Source organism: Mesorhizobium sp. P2_F8 (assembly GCF_056403655.1).
Genome location: NZ_JBFUFB010000086.1, coordinates 1 through 1,910, shown reverse-complemented (window position 1 = coordinate 1,910; position 1,910 = coordinate 1). Strand labels below are relative to the sequence as shown.

The following is a 1,910-nucleotide window of genomic DNA, read 5'->3' as shown; positions in this document are numbered from 1 at the left end:
AAGTATGGTTCTCCGACCGCGATGCCGAGATGGACGAAATTCATGAGCGCCGTCATAGCTCTCAATCGCCGCGCAGAATCTTTGCTTCGAGCGCGGCAGCGACGAAAGCACGCCGAGCGGCTGTTGGATGAGCCTCTCCACGCAATACGCGCAGACAGGCGTCCATCGCTATCTTGCGCTTCTCAGTCTGACGATCGAAATGTCGCAGCAAGATATTGGACACGTCATTGATATCGAACACGACACGCTCCGAGCTGTGGCGGCTGACCTGAACAACGACTGGCCTTTCAAATCTGCTCGAGCCGGTCATCACTCCCCCTCTAAACCCAGCGGCAACAGCCTCGCTCGCATATATTACCTCAGCCAGGCTGCATCCCGACTGCTAGACTTGATCGCTAGCAACCAAGCGGTGGTCATGAACGCTGTCTGGTTAATGTCTGGTGGCGTGGGATTTGGCTAGCTCAATTTCGACAATRTCGCCTTGGGCCAGTCTCGCACAGTTGGTGGAAACCTATGCCGGCGCTTTTCCGCTGCCCATCTTACACGCAGCGATCCACTGCCTACCGAAGGTTGGGTCCTCCCACGGGTGTGCTATACGGCTTTGATGGCTATTGGTTCGATGTTGCGCCGGCGCTGGCTGCCGGAAAAGAGCTTTCCATCCTATGCGTATCTGCCGGGCAGGCAACCGCATCCGGTGCGCGATCCCGCAGGACACAGCTACAATAGCGAAGCCGTGCTGTTGGCGGCAGAGACCTCGCTTGATTCAGACACCTTCCTCTGGGGTCTCGACCTCTTCAACCACGGCTATTATTGGGAAGCCCATGAGGCTTGGGAAGGTCTGTGGCAAGTTGTAGATCGAGGCGCTCCGCTTCGGACGCTCTTCAAGGGATTGATCCTGTTATCGGCGGCCGGCGTGAAGATCCGCGAGGGTAAGCAGGCGGCGGCGATGCGTCATGCCGGACGCGCCGCGGCGCTCCTTCGTCGGCTGATGAACACGGCCGATCATAGCTTCGAGCGTGCGCTCGGCATGTCACCCGCAGCGCTCGCTGAACACGCCGAAGCCGCGGCGAGGATCCCGGCAGCCCTGCAGCCGACAGCGCTCGGTCAGCCCCAACCCGTGTTTGACTTCATTCTTGGACCAAGTTCCGGCGACAGGCCAATCGGCTCGCAAAAAAAAGCAAATGGTCATCATCCGTAGAGGACGCCAGGAATAGACCGGGCCCGTTCGGCCAACGTCGCTGACGAGCGAGGAAAGCCAGGTTTCATTCACTTGGCCGTATTTTCGTGTAGCGTCGTTGCGTTGTTTTCGGAGTTACAAAGCTCAAGACGGCATGGCTGCACATCGGTTCCGGCGCCCGCCAGCCCGAAACGATTTCCAGGGTCGACGCCTATCAGCGATAGCTTATGGCGATACTTAAGCTGCTGAGACATATATTGCTTTCAGCCACAACCATCACTATGTAGCAAGACTTCGCCTGCTGTCTTTCAAACGACCCGGAGAATTTCATGACAGAAGAAGCCGACCACAACCTCGACGCCCTGATCGAGCTTACCGCCGAGGTCGTCTCAGCCTATGTCTCGAACAATCCAATCCCGGTGGGCGATCTCTCCGCCCTGATCGGCCAAGTACACTCGGCTTTGAAAGGCGCAGCCGGAGCCGTCTCCGCAGAACAGCCGGAGGCTCTCAAGCCTGCAGTCCCGATCAAGAAGTCGGTGATGTCGGACTACATCGTCTGCCTTGAGGACGGGAAGAAATTCAAATCGCTAAAACGCCATCTGTCGACCCACTACGGGCTGACGCCGGACGAATATCGCGCCAAATGGGGCCTGGCGGCGGATTATCCGATGGTCGCCCCGAATTACGCCGCTGCGCGCTCGGCGTTGGCCAAGACCATGGGGCTCGGCCGCAA

The 1,910-nt window shown here is 58.4% G+C and carries 3 protein-coding genes; 2 read left to right on the top strand and 1 reads right to left on the bottom strand.

The features are described 5' to 3' along the window. Window positions 1-61: 61 nt before the first annotated feature. Window positions 62-310 carry a DUF982 domain-containing protein gene (locus AC1DZP_RS36020; RefSeq protein WP_477309097.1) on the bottom strand — a complete coding sequence of 83 codons (249 nt, stop codon included), beginning with the start codon at window positions 308-310 and terminating at the stop codon, window positions 62-64. 294 nt (window positions 311-604) lie between these two features. On the opposite strand from AC1DZP_RS36020, the gene AC1DZP_RS36015 reads away from it, so the two are divergent. Beyond that, window positions 605-1,198 carry a DUF309 domain-containing protein gene (locus tag AC1DZP_RS36015; RefSeq protein ID WP_477309095.1) on the top strand — a complete coding sequence of 198 codons (594 nt, stop codon included), beginning with the start codon at window positions 605-607 and terminating at the stop codon, window positions 1,196-1,198. Between the two features lie 308 nt (window positions 1,199-1,506). Then, window positions 1,507-1,910, top strand: a 404-nt coding sequence (locus tag AC1DZP_RS36010) for a Ros/MucR family transcriptional regulator (RefSeq protein WP_477309093.1), incomplete at its 3' end; no start/stop codon positions are given.

What these genes read in the sequence shown, in the direction of transcription:
- AC1DZP_RS36015 (WP_477309095.1), top strand. Translation starts at nt 605, where the DNA reads ATGGCTATTGGTTCGATGTTGCGCCGGCGCTGGCTGCCGGAAAAGAGC.
- AC1DZP_RS36020 (WP_477309097.1), bottom strand. Translation starts at nt 310, where the DNA reads ATGACCGGCTCGAGCAGATTTGAAAGGCCAGTCGTTGTTCAGGTCAGC.